This is a genomic window from Nocardioides sp., assembly GCF_035429765.1.
Taxonomy (GTDB): domain Bacteria; phylum Actinomycetota; class Actinomycetes; order Propionibacteriales; family Nocardioidaceae; genus Nocardioides.
Genome location: NZ_DAOMFK010000289.1, coordinates 1 through 2,694, shown reverse-complemented (window position 1 = coordinate 2,694; position 2,694 = coordinate 1). Strand labels below are relative to the sequence as shown.

Annotated in this window: 3 protein-coding genes; all 3 read left to right on the top strand. The window is 73.2% G+C overall.

Annotation, left to right across the window (positions count from 1 at the left end; translation table 11 throughout):
• A partial coding sequence (locus PLP61_RS16310) for a FeoA family protein (protein WP_324503819.1) occupies nucleotides 1-243 on the top strand: 243 nt, incomplete at its 5' end.
• Nucleotides 243-2,180 (top strand): ferrous iron transporter B, encoded by a 1,938-nt coding sequence (feoB, locus tag PLP61_RS16305; protein ID WP_324503818.1) that lies wholly within the window; start codon nucleotides 243-245, stop codon nucleotides 2,178-2,180. The genes PLP61_RS16310 and feoB, both read left to right, overlap by 1 nt.
• A partial coding sequence (locus tag PLP61_RS16300) for a NifU family protein (protein ID WP_324503817.1) occupies nucleotides 2,177-2,694 on the top strand: 518 nt, incomplete at its 3' end. The genes feoB and PLP61_RS16300, both read left to right, overlap by 4 nt.

Sequence of the window (2,694 nt, the reverse complement as noted above, 5' to 3'; positions counted from 1 at the left end):
GGCGGCCCCGCCGGCGTGCTTGCGGACCTGGCGCCCGGGGCCGCCGCCGTGGTGGTCGGTCTGCACCCCGACGACGCCACGCTCGCCCGGCGGCTCTGCGACCTCGGGTTCACCCCGGGCACCCGGGTCGAGGTGCTGCGTCGGGCGCCGCTGGGCGACCCGGCCGTCTACCGGCTGCGCGACTACGAGATCTGCCTGCGCGAGCGCCAGGCTCGGGTCGTCGACGTCGAGGTGCTCGGCTGATGCACCAGCACCACGGAGGCGGTGGCGGCCACGTGCTGACCGGCGTACCCGTGCTGGCTCTCGCGGGCAACCCCAACTCCGGCAAGAGCTCGGTCTTCAACGGCCTGACCGGGCTGCGGTCCAAGACCGGCAACTACCCGGGCGTGACCGTGGCCCGGTACGTCGGCCGGTGCGCCGTCGGCGACCGCGAGTTCGTCGTGGAGGACCTTCCCGGCACCTACAGCCTCGAGCCGATCAGCCCCGACGAGCAGATCGTCTCCGACCTTCTCGAGGGGCGCCTGCCGGACGTGGCCGTCCCCGACGCGCTGGTCGCGGTGGTGGACGCCACCACGCTGCGCCGCGGCCTGGCCTTCCTCTCCCAGCTCCTCCAGCTCGGGCACCCGGTGTGCGTGGCGGTCACCTTCACCGACGAGCTTTTCGCCCGGCACGGCGACCTCGACCTCACCGGCCTGTCCCGGGCCCTGGGCGTGCCGGCCGTCGCTGTGGTCGCCAACCGCGCCGGTCACCTGGGCCCGCTCCGTGAGCTGTTGGCCGAGTACGAGCAGTGGCCCGTGCCGGCCGTCGCGCCCCCCACCGATCCGGGCGAGCTCGACGCCTGGATCTCCTCGGTGCTGACGGCCGCCCGCTACCGCTCCCCCCAGCGGCACCGCCGGACCGAGGCGGTCGACCGGGTGCTGCTGCACCCGGTCTGGGGGGCGCTGGTCTTCTTCGCGGTGATGTTCGGCTTCTTCCAGGTGATCTTCACCGTCGCCGCGCCGCTGCAGGACTACGTCGCCTCGCTGTTCGAGTGGCTCTCGGGGGTCGTCGAGGACCACGTGAGCAGCCCGGCCCTCTCGGGGCTGCTGGGTGACGCGCTCCTCGGTGGCGTGGGCGGGGTGCTGGTGTTCCTGCCGCAGATCCTCCTGCTGTTCCTGCTGATCTCGCTGATGGAGAGCGTCGGCTACCTGTCCCGGGCGGCGTTCCTGATGGACCGCCTGCTCGCTCGGTTCGGGCTGGAGGGCCGGGCGTTCGTGGCACTGCTCTCCTCCTTCGCGTGCGCGGTCCCGGGGATCATGGCGACCAGGACGATGCCCTCCCGCAAGGAGCGGATCGCCACGATGATGGCCGCGCCGCTGATGACCTGCTCCGCGCGGCTGCCCGTCTACGTGCTGCTGATCGGGATCCTGGTGCCGTCCTCGGCCCGGGTGGGACCGTTCGCCGCGCAGGGGCTGGTGATGTTCGGGCTCTACCTGCTGGGTGCCGTCTCGGCGATGCTGGCGGCCTGGGCCTTCCGGCAGCTCGCCGACCGCGGCCACCCGGCGCTGCCCTTCTACCTGGAGATGCCGCCCTACCGGCTGCCCACCGTGCGCCTGGTGGTGCTGACGATGTGGGAGTCGGCGAAGGCCTTCCTGCGCAAGGTGACCACGATCATCATGCTCACCACGGTGCTGCTGTGGGTGCTGCTGAACCTGCCTGTGCCGTCCACCTCCGACCTCACCGCCGCCGGGGTCGACCCCGACGACCAGACCGCGGTGGCGACGTACACCCTCGACCACAGCTACGCCGCCTCGGTCGGCCAGGCGATGGAGCCGGTCTTCGCGCCGCTGGGCTTCGACTGGCGGATCAACGTGGCGGTGCTCGCCTCGCTGTCGGCACGCGAGACGTTCGTGGCCACCCTGGGCCAGATGAGCGCGGCCGCGGACCCGGGCGACAGCGACGCCATCGCGCAGATGACCTACACCGACGGGCCGAACGAGGGCGAGCTGGTGCTCACGCCGCCCACGCTGGTCGCTCTGCTGGTCTTCTTCGTCTATGCGCTGCAGTGCATGTCCACGGTGGCCATCATGCGCCGCGAGTCCGGCAGCTGGAAGTGGCCGGGGATCGCGTTCGGGTCCATGTTCGCGCTCGCGTGGACGATGGCGCTGCTCGCGCACACGATCGCGGAGGCCCTGACGTGACCGTGCCCCTGCACCCCGAGCGTGTCGCCGGCCGGCCCGACCAGCTGCGGTGGGTGACGCCTCCTGCCTCGATCGGGTTCCTGGGCGCGGTCCACCAGGCCCCCGGCGCGCTCGGGGGGCTGCTCCGTGAGGGGGTCCTCACCGAGGTGTTGGTGGAGCCGGCCGCGGTGCTCACGACGCTGGCCGTGGACTGCTCCTGGCGGGAGGCGGGCGCCACGGTGCGCACCGCCCTGCACGCCGCGCTGGAGGACCCCTCCGGCTGGCAGCCGGCGGCTTCCGGCCGGACGCTGGACGCCGACGCCGCGCTGGCCAGCCTGGCCGCGGACCTGTTCTCCGGGCCCGTCGGCGACGTGGTCCGGGCCCACGGGGGCGGCGTGGACGTGGTCGACGTGCGCGACGGCGTGGTGTCGGTCCGCCTCTCCGGCGCCTGCCAGGGCTGCCCGGCCCTCTCCTTCCCCCTCTCCCTGCGGCTCGAGCAGCACCTCCGCGCCGCGTCCCCCAGTCTCCAGGGTCT

Bases quoted from the DNA above. Each gene is read 5' to 3' on its own strand.
- feoB (WP_324503818.1), top strand. From the start codon at position 243: ATGCACCAGCACCACGGAGGCGGTGGCGGCCACGTGCTGACCGGCGTA.